The sequence below is a fragment of the uncultured Brachyspira sp. genome (genome assembly GCF_910578695.1).
In the GTDB taxonomy this organism is placed as follows: domain Bacteria; phylum Spirochaetota; class Brachyspiria; order Brachyspirales; family Brachyspiraceae; genus Brachyspira.
In genome coordinates this window covers 14,557-30,325 of the sequence record NZ_CAJTQJ010000028.1, presented here as the reverse complement: position 1 = coordinate 30,325, position 15,769 = coordinate 14,557, and the positions used below count along the sequence as shown (strand labels likewise).

The following is a 15,769-nucleotide window of genomic DNA, read 5'->3' as shown; positions in this document are numbered from 1 at the left end:
CATGTCCTTCTTTAGCAAAAAGATATCTGATAAAATAGTCGTTTAAAACATTAAAGTATTTCTTAATCATAAGTATATTTTACAGTGAAAAAATAAAAAGTAAAGACAAAATTTTTTATTATTGCTAATAAAAATTGTTTGCTTAAAAAGTATAGCAAATGAATTTGCTGTACGCCCTTAATTTTTATATTTAGTTATTGACAAATATTTATATTAAGATATAAATATTATGTTAATATAAAAATATTGGATAATCATTATGAAAAAAATTATATATTTATTATTAATTTCAATTATTTTATTATCATGTATGCATAAGAATAGCAGTAATGAAGTTATAAGAGTGAGCATAGGGGCAGAGCCTCAAAGTATAGATCCTTCATTTTTATCTGCTTCAGACAGTATGATTTATGCTGTTCATGTATTTGAAGGTCTTACAACTAAAGATAGAGATAATAATATAATTGGAGGTGCTGCCGAAAGCTGGGATATATCAGAAGACGGACTTAGTATGACTTTTTACATTAGAGATAATGCTAAATGGTCTGACGGCAAAGATTTAACTGCAGATGAATTTGTATATTCTTTCAGAAGGCTTGCAAATCCGAAAACAGCATCATCATATAATTTTTTAATTACTCCCATAAAAAATGCAGACAAAATACTTGAAGGAAAACTTCCTGCAGAAGAACTTGGAGTAAAAGCAATAGATGATAAAACTTTAGTTATAAATTTTGAAAGTCCTACAGCATACTTTTTAGAACTAGCTTCTATACCGATATTTTCTCCGCTTAGAGAAGAATTTATAAATGATGATTGGACTTTTTCACCAGATACATATATAGGAAACGGACCTTATAAAATGGTTATGAGAAAGCCTGATGAAATAATATCTTTAGAGCTTAATACTAATTATTGGAATAAGGATAATATAAAAGCTAAAAAAATAGATTTTTTAATGTTTGCTGAAATATCTACGCTATATCCTGCTATAAAAGAAGGTTCTATATTGTACTCATCAAAAGTCCCAAATGCAAATATTGATTTAATAAAAAATGAAGGCTATTTAGTTATAAAACCTTCTCTTGGAACTGCTTATTATGCTTTAAATAATACAAATGAAGTTTTAAAAGACAAAAGGGTAAGAAGAGCTTTATCGCTTGCTATAGATAGAAATTATATAGTAGAAAATATTACTAAAGGAGGCGAAGTTCCTGCAGCTGCATTTATACCTTATGGGTTAAAAGATATAGAAGGAGATTTTAGAGATAATGGAGGAGAATATTACAGCATAAAAAAAGAAGATTATAAATCAAATATAGAAGAGGCTAAGAAGCTTTTATCTGAGGCTGGATATCCTAACGGCGATAATTTTCCTGTATTGGATTTTAAAACTAATCCGGGTATCGGAGTAACTATAGCGGAAGCTGTTCAGCAGATGTGGAATGAGAATCTTAATATAGATATGACTATAACTCAGGAGGAATGGTCTGTATTTCAGAAAAATAGGCAGACAAGACAATATGTAATTTGCAGGGCTGATTGGATAGGAGATTATCTTGATCCTATGACTTTTGCCGACCTTTTTGTAAGTACTAGTTCTGGAAATAGGGTAGGATACAGCAATGCTGAGTATGATAGGCTTATACTAGAGGCAAAAAATACTATTGATAATAAAATTAGAATGTCTAATATGCATACTGCTGAGGATATGCTTATAGGTGAGGATATGGCGTTTATACCGCTTTATCATTATACCGCCCCTTCAATGCAAAACCCCAAACTTAAAGATGTTATAGTTGATACTTTAGAAATAAGAAGATTTTTTTATTGTTATATTAAATAGTTTTTTATTTAGAAAAATAATATATTAGTTTTTGATAATTAAAAGAAGTTAGTATTTATATTTTTTTAAATACTAATTTCTTAATATTTCATAATACAGCATATATTTTTTTAAACTTATCTAAAATACAATTATATGATATTTAAATATATACACTGTCATATTAACTTTTATCATACTTCTAATAATTTTATATCATCATTTGATTAACAGTTTCTTAAATAAAGATTTTAACTATACATTTTTATATATACATAATATAAGTTTATAAAAAATCAATATGTATTTTTATAATTTTTAATATTACTTAAATCTTCTAAAAGGCATATTTTCTATAGCACCTTCAGCACCTATAGTTTCATTTAATTTGCCGTTTATTAGAAATATAACATTATCTATACCTTCAAATTGAGTGGCTGTATATACAAATTGATAAATCTGAACCATTGTGCCTTCATTGCCAAGAGGGTTAAATTCAAAGTTTTCATTAAAGTTTAAATATACCGTATTTTTTTCTATAAATAAATCAAGAAGTTTAGTATCTCTAGGTATGCAGCTTATTATATTTCTATTATTTTCCTCATCAGTTGCACCTATCAATAATTCATTTATAGCTTTCTCTATGGATAATTTATTATTGAATTTTCTTTCTCTAAATATTAATGTAATAGAGCCTGTATTTTCATTATATTCAACTAAATATATGCCTTCGCTATTATTATCTTTTAATTTTCTATCTTTTAAATCTCTGCTTATACTATTATTAGCTTTTTTTATATTATAATTATTTATATCGTTTTGTGCTTTTTTAATAATTTCTTTTTTATATTCATCATCATTTTTTATAATTCTGTTTTCTTTTATTATACTTTCTTTTTTTTCTTCTGCTACTATATTATTATCTCTTTTTATACTGTTATTAGGATTTACCATATCATTAATTACTCTATTATAATCTATACTAGATTTATCAAAGGAATTTGTTTTTGTTATAGTATAAATAGAGCTTTTAATAATATCTTCCTTACTTGATTTTTCATTGTTATCAGTTTTTTCTATATTGTTATTTATAATTCTTTCCGTATTATTATTATTTGGTGTATCTTTTTTTAAGTATTTATCAATATTAAAATCATAGCTGTCATTATTATTATTATTTTGCGTTTCATTAATATAGCTGGGAGGAGCTTTTTTACTGAAGCTAGTAGTTGAGGCGGGCTTCATAGTTGTAGTTTCCCTTCTGCTGTTATTTTCTTTTGGTTTTAAAATATTATCAAACATACCTTTTTGAAATTGAGAATTATTTTGTTCATTACTATTAGTTTTTATATTTATATCTATACTGCTGTTTTTTATATTTGAAATTTCATTTTGAGTATTATTATTTCTATTTTCTAATATCATCTGCTCCAAATAATTATATGTTTTTTCATTTTCCAAATGCTCTTCTATTTGAGTATTATTATTTTGCTGTTTTCTATCATTTAAAAGCTGTCCTTTATCATTTGAAAACAGCACAGATTCATGATTATTTCCATAATCAATATAATTGTTATCATAAATTATAGAATTATTTTTTCCGCTGTTATTAAAAAAAGGAAGTAAAGATTCTCTTGTTATTATCTGACTTCTTTCATTATCATCATTTGCATTCATATTTAAAGCAGCTTCTATTTTTGAATTAGTTTCATAAGTCATTACAGATAAAGTTTTATTTGTATCTTCTTTTATAAAGAAATTGAATAATGGTATATTATTTAAAAAACTCATTTTATTTTGATCTTCGCTTATACCGTCGCTTTCAAGAACTAATGCTTCTTTATGATTTATAGAAAAAAAATCTTTTATTGCTATATCCACCATAGGAGAATATTTTTTTACTACTGTGAATATTACAGATGTCATTATTATGAATATTATTGAAATTATAATCGGTTTTTTTAAATTTGTTTCTTTATTTTCATTTCTAATTTGTCTTGTATATGATATACTTTTAGATTTTGACTTTAGCTGCTCATATCTTGGCACTTGTTAACTCCGGAATTTATATATCATTTTAATTATCGATAAAATTAGAAATGCAATTAGAATTTTATTATAATTGATATTTTTATTATATAAAAAAACCTTTTAGAAAATATTATTTCTAAAAGGTTATATATTTTTTTGTTTTATTTATTTTATATGAACAGCATTACGGGATAAAAAATTTTTTCTGTCATTAGCATATTTAACTTTAGAAGAATTAGGATATTCGGCTAAATATTTATTATATGCTTTGTAGGCTTTTTCAAAATTTCTAGTATTATTATCGCCTTTTTCATATATTTCAGCCAAAAGCAATATAGAGTCCCCTCTTTTAGAAAAACTATTATTTTTTTCTAATGATTTTTCTAATATAGAAACGGCATCGGATGCTCTTCCTGTCTGCTTTAAACTATCAGCAGCCTCATAAGCAGCATTTCCGTAAATAGGGGTTTGAGGATATTTATTTATAACATCATTAAAATATGCAATAGCCTCATCATGTTTATTTTCATATTTTTTCATAACTCCCATAGAATAAACAGCCGCTGCTTTTTCATTATTGTCAGCATTTTTTAATTTTGAAGCTTCATTATACATATTAAAAGCATTATTATAATCTTTCTTCTGATTGTAAATATCTCCTATTCTAAAATAGCTGTAAACAGAGTATTTTGAATTAGGATATTCGCTTATAAGATTGCTGTAAGTATTAACTGCATTATTATAATCTTTAATCTTTTTTAATTCTTCTGCTGAATTAAATAATGCTGTAATTTCAGGATTAGTTTCTGCAGTTTTTTTAGGCTTAGTATTTTCTCTAATTATTGAAGTTTGAGTATTATTAGGTATATTATTAGTCTGATTATTAATAATTTCATTTGCTGGCATATTTTCATTATTAGGAGTGTTATTATTAGTTGCTATATTATTAGTCATTTCATTATCAGGTTCTAATACAGCGTTAGTCTGCATAGAAGCTAATCCATTACTATTAGTTACATTTATAGTATAAAAATATTTTCTTATAATATTTTCTTCATTATCTATTTGGAAATCAAGTTTTCCTATTCCCGGAGTTAAAGTTCTAAATGTAATAAATGCATTTGTTTTATCTCTTGTAAATCTTACGAAATCGAGATTAGTAGAATAGCTTGTTATACGAATATATCTGTCAAAATTTGTAGCATTTAATTTTATTGAAAAAAGAGTATTTTCAGATAAGTCTACAGTTTTAAGCAAATCATCTTCTAAAGGACCGCCTTTAATACGGGAAGCCCCAGAATTAGTAACTACTTGATTATCAGGCTGAACTGTTATAGTTTCTTGAGAAAATGCTGTATTAAATATTGTAAACATAACTATGAGAGCAGAATATAAATAAACACGCATAATTATCTCCTAAAAGTTAGTATTATTTTTTTCGGCTTTCTATAAAATTCCTTGAGTATTCTAAATCATCAAAGCTCAAATTTTCTTTTGTTGAAAGCATTTCGCCTTTTAAAATTTTTTCTTCATCTTCTTTTATTATATTATGGGCTTTTGAATTTTCTTCTTCAGGTGTTAATGGTATAGTGTTAGGACTGGAATTTAAACCTATTAATACCCCAAACAGCACTGTTGATAATAGCCAAATAAAAAGTATAATGAAAAATAAAATTTTTTTAGTCTTATAAAAATCTTTTACTTTTTCAAGCATAAAATTAATACCTCTTTTAATGAAAGTATAGAGTATACTTATAAAATTTTCAAGTATTTTATTGCATACTTTTATCAAAATAATTATGTGTTATTTAATATTTTTAATAATTATAAATGCATATTTTTATATAAATAAAAGCTGATTTGTTTATAAAATATTTGCTTAATTAAATATTAATTTTGCTTATGCTGCTGTACAATGTAAGAATTGATATTATGTTAAAATAATAATGATAATATATTTCATAATAATCAATTAATACAGCAGGAATATATGCTTTTGTTTTAATTTATATATTATATACTTTTATTTTTAATAATAATAGGAAAATATTAACTAAAATAATAAAAAAAAGTAAAAAAAATATTATATGGTATTGATTTTTTTATATTAATGCTTTATAATGCTCTAACTTTCATAAAAATGATTAAAGCGTATAGTATATTTTCTCTCGATGATTAAGTTTTAATACTATAATTGCTCAGTTAATGAATACTGTTTCATATTTGAAGTTTTATAAAAGAAAAATATTAATGATGTCAGTCCTTTAAAACGGATTGGCTTGTAATAAATAAAATAAAGAATTAGAGGTTTTGTATTTTATGCCTACAATTAATCAATTAGTAAGAAAAGGTCGCAAGCGTATAATAAATAAAACTAAATCGCCTGCATTAATGAAATGTCCGCAAAGAGAAGGAGTATGTACCCGTGTAACAACAACTACTCCTAAAAAACCTAACTCAGCTATGCGTAAAATTGCCCGTGTGAGAGTAACTAACGGTATGGAAGTAACAGCTTATATTCCTGGTATAGATCATACTCTTCAGGAGCATAACCGTGTGCTTATAAGAGGCGGCCGTGTTAAGGATTTGCCGGGCTGCCGTTATCATATAGTTCGCGGAAGCCGTGAAGCTACAGGCGTAGAAAAGAGAATGAAAGCTAGAAGTAAATACGGCACTAAAAAACCAAAGGCTTAATGGAGTAAAGTAATATGGCTAGAAGAAGAAGAGCACAAACTAGAAAAATAGATGCTGATCCTATTTACGGAAGCGTTATTATCAGTAAGTTTATAAATAAGCTTATGTATGACGGTAAAAAAAGTAAAGCTGAAAATATATTTTATAAGGCTATGGATTTAGTTAAAGAAAAAACAGGTAAAGACGGATTAGAGGCTTTTAATAAGGCTATAGAAAATATCAAGCCACGCGTAGAGGTAAAATCAAGAAGAGTAGGCGGTTCTACATATCAGGTTCCTGTTGATGTAAGACCTGATAGACAGAACTCTTTAGCATTTACATGGCTTATAGATGCTTCAAGAAAAAGAGGCGGAAGAAGTATGATAGAGCGTTTATCTAATGAAATAGTAGATGCTATAGACGGAAAAGGTCAGGCAGTTGCTAAGAGGGATACAGTTCATAGAATGGCTGAAGGTAATAAAGCATTTGCACACTTCAGGTGGTAGTATTTAAGGAGAGTTTTTAAGTGGCACGTCAAATTTCATTAGAAAACACACGTAATATCGGTATTATGGCTCATATTGATGCGGGTAAAACTACTTTAAGTGAGCGTATATTATTCTTTACAGGTAAAACTCATAGATTAGGAGAAGTGCATGAAGGTGCGGCAGAAATGGACTGGATGGAGCAGGAGAGAGAAAGAGGTATTACTATCACTTCAGCTGCAACTACATGTTTTTGGAATGGAAATAGGATTAATTTAATAGATACTCCGGGACACGTTGACTTTACTGCAGAAGTAGAAAGATCTTTAAGGGTTCTTGACAGTGCAGTAGGAGTTTTCTGTTCAGTTGGAGGTGTTCAGCCTCAAAGTGAAACCGTATGGAGACAGGCTAGCAATTATAAAATACCTAGAGCTATTTTTGTTAATAAAATGGACAGAATAGGGGCTAATTTTTATGCTGTTTTAGACCAGACAAGAGATAGATTAAAAGCTAATAGCCATCCTGTAGTTATACCTATAGGTGCAGAAAGTAATTTTGAGGGTGTTGTTGATTTAGTAAATATGAAAGAAATAATTTGGGTTTCTGAAGACGGTATGAAGATAGAAGAGAGAGAAATCAGACCTGAATTAAAAGAAAAAGCAGAGGAATACAGAAATTCATTATTAGAAGCTATTGTTGAATATGATGATGATGCTATGAATAAATTTTTTGAAGGCGAAGAGATAGATGCAGCTACAATAAAAAGACTTATAAGAACAGCTACATTAACAGCCGATTTCTTTCCTATGTTCTGCGGTACAGCTTTCAAAAATAAAGGTATTCAAGTATTAATAAATGGAATAGTTGATTATCTGCCTTCTCCTGTTGATAAGCAGGAAGTAGAGGGTTCTGATTTGAATGGTAATGTTATAAAAAGAAAAATATCAGATGATGAAAAATTCAGTGCATTAGCATTCAAAATTATGACAGATCCTCATGTAGGAAAGATAGCATTTTTAAGAGTTTATTCAGGTATTTTGGAAGCAGGCTCTTATGTGTTTAATGCTACAAAAGGCAAAAGAGAGCGTATCGGAAGAATACTTCAAATGCATGCTAATAAAAGAGAAGAAATTGATGTTGTTTATTCAGGAGATATAGCAGCAGCAGTAGGACTTAAAGATACAACAACAGGAGATACATTATGTCCTGAAAATTCTCCTATCATATTAGAATCAATTAATTTCCCTGAACCAGTAATCAATGTTGCAATAGAGCCTAAAACAAAAGGCGATAGAGACAAAATGTCAGTAGCTTTATCAAGACTTGCTGAAGAAGACCCTACATTCAGAGTTAGTTTTGATGAAGAAACAGGACAGACAATTATTGCAGGTATGGGAGAGCTTCATTTAGAGATTATCTGCGATAGAATGAAAAGAGAATATAAGGTTGAGGCAAATGTAGGACGCCCTCAGGTATCTTATAGAGAAGGTATTAAGAAAACTGTTGAAGTTCAGGGTAAATTCGTTCGTCAGTCAGGCGGTAAAGGTCAGTACGGAGATGTATGGCTTAGAATAGGACCTAATGAAAATAATGCAGGATTTAAATTTAATAATGAAATAGTCGGAGGAGCAGTTCCAAGAGAGTATATACCAGCTGTAGAAAAAGGCTGCGTAGAATCTATGAATACAGGAGTTCTTGCTAATTATCCTATGCTTGATGTTATAGTATCAGCTTATGACGGATCATTTCACCCAGTAGATTCATCAGAAATGGCATTTAAAATTGCTGCTTCAATGGGTTTCAAAGAGGGATGTAAAAAAGCAGATCCTTATTTATTAGAACCTATGATGACAGTAGAGGTTGTAACTCCTGAAGATTATATGGGCGATATAATAGGCGATTTAGCTTCAAGAAGAGGACAAGTACATGGATTTACAGATAAATCAGGCTATAAATCTATAAATGCTACAGTACCTCTTGCAGAGATGTTCGGATATACTACAAGCATCAGAAATGTCTCTCAGGGAAGAGCTAGCTATACAATGCAGTTTTCTCATTACGAGGAAGTACCTAAAAATGTAGCAGAAGAGATAATAGGTGCTAGAATGGGCAGCAGCAAGTAAGTAGCTGAAAATGTTACAAATTAAATATAAAAATAAATTACTAAAGTATAAATAATTGGAGGATTAAAATGGCTAAAGGAACTTACGAAGGTAAAAAGACACACGTAAATGTTGGTACTATCGGACACGTTGACCATGGTAAAACAACATTGACATCATCAATAACAGCAGTATCATCTGCAATGTTCCCAGAAACAGTACAAAGAGTAGCTTATGACTCAGTTGCAAAAGCTTCTGAAAGTCAGGGAAGAAGAGACCCAACAAAGATATTGACAATTGCAACATCGCATGTTGAATATGAATCTGATAACAGACACTATGCCCATGTAGACTGTCCGGGTCACGCTGACTATATTAAAAATATGATTACAGGTGCTGCTCAGATGGACGGTGCTATATTGGTAGTATCAGCAGAAGACGGAGTAATGCCTCAGACTAAAGAGCATGTTCTTCTTTCAAGACAGGTAGGCGTAAATTATATAGTTGTATTCCTAAATAAATGCGATAAATTAGATGATCCTGAAATGGCTGAAATAGTAGAAGCAGAAGTAATAGATGTATTAGATCATTATGGTTTTGACGGCTCTAAAACTCCTATTATCAGAGGTTCTGCAATTAAAGCTATTCAGGCTATTGAAGCAGGAAAAGATCCTAGAACTGATCCTGATTGTAAATGCATAATAGACTTATTAAATGCATTAGATACATATATTCCAGATCCTGTTCGTGAAGTAGATAAAGATTTCTTAATGTCAATTGAAGATGTATACTCAATTCCGGGAAGAGGTACAGTTGTTACTGGAAGAATTGAAAGAGGTAAAATTGAGAAAGGTAATGAAGTTGAAATAGTTGGTATCAGAGACACTCAGAAAACGACTTGTACAGGCGTTGAGATGTTCAAAAAAGAAGTTGTTGGTATAGCTGGTTATAATGTAGGCTGTCTTTTAAGAGGTATTGAGCGTAAAGCAGTAGAAAGAGGGCAGGTATTAGCTAAACCTGGTACTATCACTCCTCATAAAAAATTTGAAGCAGAAGTTTATATCTTGAAGAAAGAAGAGGGCGGAAGACATAGCGGTTTCGTAACAGGCTACAGACCTCAAATGTACTTTAGAACAACAGATGTGACAGGAGTAATAAATTTAGCAGAAGGTGCACAGATGATTATGCCGGGCGACAATGCTAACTTAACTATTGAGCTTATCACTCCAATCGCTATGGAAGAAAAACAAAGATTTGCTATTCGTGAAGGCGGTAAGACAGTAGGTAATGGCGTTGTAACAAAAATATTAGAATAATTAAATTAAGAAATAAAAGGGTATGACTTTTTTATTAAAGATATACCCTTTAATAAATTAAGAGAAAGCGAGTAATTCAAGCTATGAAAGAACAGAAAATACGAGTTAAACTAAAAGCCTTTGATATTGAGCTTATTGATCAATCAGCTCAGTCTATAGTAGCTAGTGTAAAGAAAACAGGAGCTAGAGTATCAGGACCTATACCATTGCCTACAAGCATTCGTAAGGTAACAGTAATAAGAAGTCCGCATGTAAACATTAAATCAAGAGAACAATTTGAGATGCGTATATATAAGAGATTAATAGATATCTTTGATGTAACTCCTCAGACAACAGAGTCTCTTAAAAAATTAGCACTTCCGGCTGGGGTTGATGTTCAGCTTAAATAAGTGTTTAATTGAAATATTAAAGATAAAGCTTTACTACGTTTTATCTGTAATAGTTTGAAACAATAGAAAAGTAGTAAGTAAAATCATTATAGAGGATTCGCCGATGGTAGGAATAATTGGCAAAAAATTGGGTATGACAACAGTTTTCGATGAAACTGGCAATGCTATAGCAGTAACAGTTGTAGAGGCTGGACCATGCACAGTTATGCAGATAAGAGATAATGAGAAAGATGGCTACAGTGCTATTCAATTGGGCTATGGTGCCGTAAAAGAAAAGCATTTAAATAAGCCTCAAATAGGTCAGTTTAAAAAAGCAAATTTAGAGCCTAAGAAATATTTGAAAGAGTTCAGAATGGATAATACTAGTTCATATACAGTAGGTCAGGAGCTTAAAGCAGATATATTTCAAGCAGGCGATTTTATAGATGTTAGTTCTTTGAGTAAAGGACGCGGTTTTGCAGGAGTAATGAAAAGACATAACTATGACGGCGGTCCTATGAGCCATGGCTCTAACTTTAGAAGAAGAGCAGGTTCTATAGGATGTAACAGCTACCCTTCAAGAGTATGGAAAGGTAAAGGTATGCCCGGTCATATGGGTAATGCTTTAACAACTATACAAAATTTGAAAGTAGTTGAAATAAGACCTGATGATAATTTGATTATGATTAAAGGTGCTATACCCGGTGCTATTAACAGCATAGTAAAATTGACATCAGCGGTTAAAAAACGCAATAAAAAGAAGAACTCAATGAATTAATTAGAGTGAAATAATAACAGGATGATAAAATGGAAGTAGTAATACTAAATGAAAATGGAGATAGCGTAGGCAATTTAGAGATTGTTGATGAGATATTTAAATCAGAAGTTAACAATAATCTACTTTACGAAGCAATCAAAAATGAATTAGCTAATAGGCGTCAGGGAACTCACTCTACTAAAACAAGAGCAGAAGTTTCAGGAGGCGGTAAAAAGCCTTGGAGACAAAAAGGTACAGGAAGAGCAAGATCAGGTTCTACTAGGTCGCCAATTTGGGTAGGCGGAGGTAAAACTCATACTCCTAAGCCTAGAGATTATAGCTATAGATTGCCAAAGAAAATGAAACGTAAGGCTCTATTGTCTGTTTTATCTTTAAAATATGGAAGCAATGTTCTTAAAGTTTTTGAGGATTTTACTTTTGACGCTCCAAAAACAAAAAGAATGGCTAGTTTTATAAGTAAGGTTAAAGAACCAAATACAAGAAAAGTGGCATTTGTAGTAGGTAAAGATGAAGCTTTAGGTGATAATTATAATAAATTATTATTATCATTAAGAAATATTAAAGATTTAAAGCTTGTAAATGCAGACAGTATGTCTGTACATCCTTTATTTTATGCTGATGAGGTATATTTTACTAAAACAGCTTTATCTAAATTAAATGCTAGAATTAAGGGTTAAAAATATGAGCATGTATTCACTTTTAATAGAGCCTATACTTACAGAAAAAAGTAATATGCTTAGAACTGAGCCTAGAGGAACAGAGAAGCGTTATTATGTATTTAAAGTAAGACAGGATGCTAATAAGCAGGAATTGATGAAAGCGGTTGAGAAAATATTTAATGTTCATCCGTTAGATTGTAAGATAATAAATGTAAAGCCTAAAAAGAAAAATCGCAGAATGAGCAGACGCGGATATACACGCAGTTATAAGAAAGCGATAATAGTTCTTGACGGCAAAGAATCAATAGATATAGTAAAATAATGAGGGATACTGATGGCTATTAAGAAATTTAAACCGACAACACCAAGTCTGCGTTATCGTACAGTAGTTGATTTTTCGGATATTACAACAAATGAGCCCTGTAAATCATTGGTACACGGAAAAAAACGTATAAGCGGACGCGGTTCAAATGGTATTATAACTATGCGTCGTCGCGGAGGCGGACATAAAAAACTATTTAGATATGTAGATTTTAGAAGAGATAAGCATGATATAGAAGCTAAAGTAGTTTCTATAGAATATGATCCTAATAGAACTGCTCGCATCGCATTGCTTCACTATACAGATGGCGAAAAAAGATATATAATATGGCCATTGGGATTAAATGTAGGCGATAGAGTAGTAAGCGGTGAAAATGCAAAAGTTAAAATAGGCTGCAGTTTGCCATTGAAAAAAATTCCATTAGGTACTATAATACATAACATTGAAATAACTCCTAAAAAAGGCGGTCAGCTTGTCAGAGCGGCAGGCGGAGGAGCTCAGATAACAGCTAAATCAGGCGGTTATTGCGTAATAAGACTTCGTTCAGGAGAAGAGAGAAGAATATTAGAAAATTGCTATGCTACTATAGGGCAGATTGGAAATTTAGATCATTTCAATACTACAGACGGTAAAGCTGGTACTACAAGACATAAAGGCAGAAGACCAAAAGTAAGAGGTGTTGTAATGAACCCAGTAGATCACCCTCATGGCGGCGGTGAAGGTAAAAGCGGACAAGGTAATCCTCATCCTGTTTCACCAACAGGCGTGCCTACTAAGGGATATAAAACCAGAAAAAAACATAAATATTCTGACAGATTAATAATTAAGAGAAGAGGGGGTAAGAAATAATGTCTCGCTCTATTAAAAAAGGACCTTTTGTAGATAAGAATCTTTTTAAGAAGATACAAGCTGGAGATAATAAGCATCAAATAAAAACTTATAGCCGTGCTTCAACAATAATTCCAGAGATGATAGGCTTTACTATAAATGTTCATAATGGAAAAACATTTGTAGCAGTTTATATACAAGAAAATATGATAGGTCATAAATTAGGCGAATTTGCACCGACAAGAAAATTTATATCTCATGCAGGTGCCGCTAAAGTAGGTAAGAAATAAGGATTTAGACTATGGATTATAAAGTAAAGGTACGTTATTTACGCATTGGCAGAAGAAAAGTGGCAAGACTTCTTCCTTTTGTTAAAGGCGAGTATGTTAATCATGCTATATTCAATTTGACAACAATGCCTCAGATGTCATCAGTAGTTCTAAGAAAGGCTATTAAAAGCGGAATAGCTAATGCTATTTTCCAATCAAGAAATATCAATCCTGATACATTATGGGTAAAAGCTGCTTATGTAGATAAAGCTCCGACTTTGAAAAGAATACGTGCAGCAAGCAGAGGAAGTGCTGATCCAATATTAAAAAGACTTTCACATATTACTATAGTATTAAGTGATGATAAAAAACCTGAAAAGAAAAAAATTAAAGTTAAGAGTGCTGTAAAAGAAGAGGCACCTAAAGCAGCGGAGGTATAAACTATGGGTCAAAAGGTTAGTCCAATAGGTTTAAGACTCGGAATTAACAAAACTTGGTCTAGTAAATGGTTTGAAGATAGCAGAACTTATGCGGATAGTTTGCATGAAGATTTATCTGTCAGACGCTATATAATGAATTATTATTATAAAACTTTAAAAGAAGAACAGAGAAAAATAGGCGGAAAGAAAGAGTCTTTTGACCCTGCTATATCTGATATACAAATAGTGCGTTTCCCAGATAGAATCAATATTTTTATCTCTACTGCAAGAGCAGGAGTTGTAATAGGTCCTAAAGGACAGAGAGTTGAAACTGTAAAAACAGTAGTTCAGAAAATGGTAAAAAAACCAGTTCATTTCTCTATTACAGAAATTAGAGATGCAGAGTTAGATGCTAATTTAGCAGCTCAGAATGTAGCCCGTCAATTAGAGATGCGTGTTGCTTTCAGAAGAGCTATGAAAAGTGTTATAACTCAGGCTATGAAGAAAGGTGCTAAAGGTATAAAAGTTATGTGTTCTGGCCGTTTAGCAGGAGCTGATATTGCTAGAACAGAACAGTACAAAAATGGTTCGGTACCATTACATACATTAAGAGCTAATATAGATTACGGCACTGCTGAAGCACTTACTACATTCGGTATTATCGGAATAAAAGTGTGGATATATAAGGGAGAAATTCTTGATAAGAAAGAACATAAGCAGGATGATGCAGGTAAAGTTATCAGTGCCAAAGGAGATAGATAATGTTGCAACCATCAAGAATGAAATATCGTAAACATCATAGAGGCAGAATGAAAGGCAAATCCAAAAGAGGCAGTAATTTGACTTTTGGAGATTATGGACTTATGGCATTAGAGCCTGTATGGCTTACAGATAGACAGATTGAGGCAGCACGTATTGCTATATCAAGACATGTTAAAAGAGTAGGCAAAATGTGGATAAAAGTATTTCCAGATAAGCCTTATACTAAAAAGCCTGCTGAAACTAGAATGGGTAAAGGTAAAGGTAATGTTGAGTATTGGGTAGCTGTAGTTAAGCCCGGAAAAGTGATATTTGAAATATCAGGTGTTCCTGAAGAATTAGCTCAGTCAGCTTTCAGATTGGCTGGATTTAAGCTTCCTATCAAAACAAAGTTTATTAAGAGGGAGGCTGTATAATGGCTAAAAATAAAGATTATAAGTCATTAGGCTTAGAAGAACTTAAAAGCGAGCTTCTAAAATTAGAAAAAGAATATCAAGAGCATAGATTTGAAAAAGTGGTTGGCGATGCTAGACAGACTCATCAGCTTAAGAAAGCCCGTAAAGATATAGCTAGAGTTAAGACATTTATTCGTCAGTATGAACTTGGCATAAAAAAATAGTGAGGTATTACTGTGGAAAGCAAAGTAAAAAAATATAAAAGAGTACTTGAGGGAATTGTAGTTTCTGATAAAATGGATAAAACTATAGTTGTAAAAGTAGAAAGCAAACAGAAACACCCGCTCTATGGTAAAACTATTAGTAAAAATAAAAGATATAAAGCTCATGATGAAAAAAATGAATGTCATGAAGGTGATTTAGTAAGAGTAATAGAGTGCAGACCTCTTAGTAAAGATAAGAAATTCAGATTAACAAAAATAATCAAGAAAGCAGAGCGTATAGAAAAAGATTCTATGGACAGCGATGTGGAAAGCGTAT

General features: G+C 30.9%; 18 protein-coding genes and 1 pseudogene. 16 read left to right on the top strand and 3 right to left on the bottom strand.

Annotated features, from left to right (window positions below):
• The first annotated feature begins 259 nt into the window (after positions 1-259).
• The gene (locus tag QZ288_RS08415; RefSeq protein WP_295157653.1) at positions 260-1,846 is read left to right on the top strand and encodes a peptide ABC transporter substrate-binding protein; all 1,587 of its coding nucleotides are present in this window, start codon (positions 260-262) and stop codon (positions 1,844-1,846) included.
• Positions 1,847-2,149: 303 nt separating this feature from the next.
• Here QZ288_RS08415 and QZ288_RS08410 read toward each other — a convergent pair whose 3' ends face one another.
• From QZ288_RS08410 to QZ288_RS08400, 3 genes are all read right to left on the bottom strand, one after another.
• Complete coding sequence (locus tag QZ288_RS08410; RefSeq protein ID WP_295157650.1) at positions 2,150-3,874, bottom strand: GerMN domain-containing protein; 1,725 nt, start codon at positions 3,872-3,874, stop codon at positions 2,150-2,152.
• A 147-nt stretch (positions 3,875-4,021) separates the two neighbouring features.
• Positions 4,022-5,263 carry a tetratricopeptide repeat protein gene (locus QZ288_RS08405; RefSeq protein WP_295157647.1) on the bottom strand — a complete coding sequence of 414 codons (1,242 nt, stop codon included), beginning with the start codon at positions 5,261-5,263 and terminating at the stop codon, positions 4,022-4,024.
• A gap of 22 nt (positions 5,264-5,285) precedes the next feature.
• Positions 5,286-5,570: a hypothetical protein gene (locus QZ288_RS08400; protein WP_295157644.1), complete on the bottom strand. Its 285-nt coding sequence runs from the start codon at positions 5,568-5,570 to the stop codon at positions 5,286-5,288.
• Between the two features lie 605 nt (positions 5,571-6,175).
• Here QZ288_RS08400 and rpsL point away from each other — a divergent pair.
• From rpsL to rpsQ, 15 genes and pseudogenes are all read left to right on the top strand, one after another.
• Positions 6,176-6,550 (top strand): 30S ribosomal protein S12, encoded by a 375-nt coding sequence (gene rpsL / locus QZ288_RS08395; protein WP_020064458.1) that lies wholly within the window; start codon positions 6,176-6,178, stop codon positions 6,548-6,550.
• Between the two features lie 14 nt (positions 6,551-6,564).
• Positions 6,565-7,035 carry a 30S ribosomal protein S7 gene (rpsG, locus tag QZ288_RS08390; protein WP_295157637.1) on the top strand — a complete coding sequence of 157 codons (471 nt, stop codon included), beginning with the start codon at positions 6,565-6,567 and terminating at the stop codon, positions 7,033-7,035.
• A gap of 20 nt (positions 7,036-7,055) precedes the next feature.
• Positions 7,056-9,137, top strand: a complete 2,082-nt coding sequence (fusA, locus tag QZ288_RS08385; RefSeq protein WP_295157634.1) for an elongation factor G — start codon at positions 7,056-7,058, stop codon at positions 9,135-9,137.
• A 68-nt stretch (positions 9,138-9,205) separates the two neighbouring features.
• Positions 9,206-10,432 carry an elongation factor Tu gene (gene tuf, locus QZ288_RS08380; protein ID WP_295157631.1) on the top strand — a complete coding sequence of 409 codons (1,227 nt, stop codon included), beginning with the start codon at positions 9,206-9,208 and terminating at the stop codon, positions 10,430-10,432.
• Positions 10,433-10,515: 83 nt separating this feature from the next.
• Entirely contained in the window at positions 10,516-10,821 is a 306-nt protein-coding gene (gene rpsJ / locus QZ288_RS08375) for a 30S ribosomal protein S10 (protein ID WP_008723370.1), read from the top strand.
• Between the two features lie 103 nt (positions 10,822-10,924).
• Positions 10,925-11,578 (top strand): 50S ribosomal protein L3, encoded by a 654-nt coding sequence (gene rplC, locus QZ288_RS08370; RefSeq protein ID WP_295157627.1) that lies wholly within the window; start codon positions 10,925-10,927, stop codon positions 11,576-11,578.
• A 29-nt stretch (positions 11,579-11,607) separates the two neighbouring features.
• Complete coding sequence (gene rplD / locus QZ288_RS08365) at positions 11,608-12,255, top strand: 50S ribosomal protein L4 (RefSeq protein WP_295157624.1); 648 nt, start codon at positions 11,608-11,610, stop codon at positions 12,253-12,255.
• A 10-nt stretch (positions 12,256-12,265) separates the two neighbouring features.
• On the top strand, positions 12,266-12,559 hold the full coding sequence (gene rplW / locus QZ288_RS08360) for a 50S ribosomal protein L23 (protein ID WP_176720004.1): 294 nt from the start codon (positions 12,266-12,268) through the stop codon (positions 12,557-12,559).
• Between the two features lie 12 nt (positions 12,560-12,571).
• Positions 12,572-13,408, top strand: a complete 837-nt coding sequence (gene rplB, locus QZ288_RS08355; RefSeq protein ID WP_295157621.1) for a 50S ribosomal protein L2 — start codon at positions 12,572-12,574, stop codon at positions 13,406-13,408.
• The gene (gene rpsS, locus QZ288_RS08350; protein ID WP_008723378.1) at positions 13,408-13,677 is read left to right on the top strand and encodes a 30S ribosomal protein S19; all 270 of its coding nucleotides are present in this window, start codon (positions 13,408-13,410) and stop codon (positions 13,675-13,677) included. The genes rplB and rpsS overlap by 1 nt, the downstream gene beginning before the upstream one ends.
• A gap of 11 nt (positions 13,678-13,688) precedes the next feature.
• Positions 13,689-14,096, top strand: coding sequence for a 50S ribosomal protein L22 (gene rplV / locus QZ288_RS08345; RefSeq protein ID WP_295157617.1), 408 nt, complete (start codon positions 13,689-13,691; stop codon positions 14,094-14,096).
• A gap of 3 nt (positions 14,097-14,099) precedes the next feature.
• Positions 14,100-14,837 (top strand): 30S ribosomal protein S3, encoded by a 738-nt coding sequence (rpsC, locus tag QZ288_RS08340; RefSeq protein WP_295157615.1) that lies wholly within the window; start codon positions 14,100-14,102, stop codon positions 14,835-14,837.
• Entirely contained in the window at positions 14,837-15,250 is a 414-nt protein-coding gene (gene rplP, locus QZ288_RS08335; RefSeq protein ID WP_295157612.1) for a 50S ribosomal protein L16, read from the top strand. The genes rpsC and rplP overlap by 1 nt, the downstream gene beginning before the upstream one ends.
• Positions 15,250-15,453 (top strand): 50S ribosomal protein L29, encoded by a 204-nt coding sequence (gene rpmC, locus QZ288_RS08330; protein ID WP_295157607.1) that lies wholly within the window; start codon positions 15,250-15,252, stop codon positions 15,451-15,453. Before rplP ends, rpmC begins: the two co-directional genes overlap by 1 nt.
• A gap of 12 nt (positions 15,454-15,465) precedes the next feature.
• Positions 15,466-15,726 (top strand): annotated as a pseudogene (gene rpsQ / locus QZ288_RS08325) (30S ribosomal protein S17); the annotation flags it as partial.
• Positions 15,727-15,769: the final 43 nt, after the last annotated feature.